Source organism: Mesorhizobium sp. M4B.F.Ca.ET.089.01.1.1 (assembly GCF_004022605.1).
Classification (GTDB): Bacteria; Pseudomonadota; Alphaproteobacteria; order Rhizobiales; family Rhizobiaceae; genus Mesorhizobium; species Mesorhizobium abyssinicae.
The window spans coordinates 1-443 of the sequence record NZ_RZOS01001439.1 but is presented as its reverse complement, the minus strand read 5'-3'; the positions used below and the strand labels follow the sequence as shown (position 1 = coordinate 443).

The window sequence follows — 443 nt, the reverse complement described above, 5'->3', positions numbered from 1 at the left end:
CGTGCATGGGCGGTGACACCACACCCCACCGACGTTTGGCCTGCTGTACCGCCAAACCGGTAGCCTGCCTGACCCACTCGGCCAGCCCTTCGTCAGCCGCCTGCGGGAGCGTGACCAGGAGGCAGCTCCACTGCTTCAGGTCGGCCAGACGGGTGACTGCGAGTTGCCGCGGCACCCTCGTGACGAGCTCGGCACGCTGCACGAAGTAATAGGCAGTGCCCCAGTCCAGGCCGGTTGCCAACGCCTGTCGGCTGCCCCTGCCGGCCGAAAAGACCGTGCTCCGCAAGGAATCCAAACCGGGTATGCGCCCCTGCACGGCGACGCCAAAGGCGTTGTCCACGTCTCCGCTGACCCAAACCACACGGAACGCCGGGGAGTCAGGGTTAACCGCGTAGGCCTGCGCGCCGACATGCAGCCGGGCACAGGCTACCTCGACCCGGAAC

Annotated in this window: 1 protein-coding gene; it reads right to left on the bottom strand. The window is 67.5% G+C overall.

Translation table 11 applies throughout. The features are described from left to right. Nucleotides 1–443 (bottom strand): hypothetical protein (locus tag EN780_RS39570; RefSeq protein WP_189557193.1); only part of this gene is annotated, 443 nt, incomplete at both ends.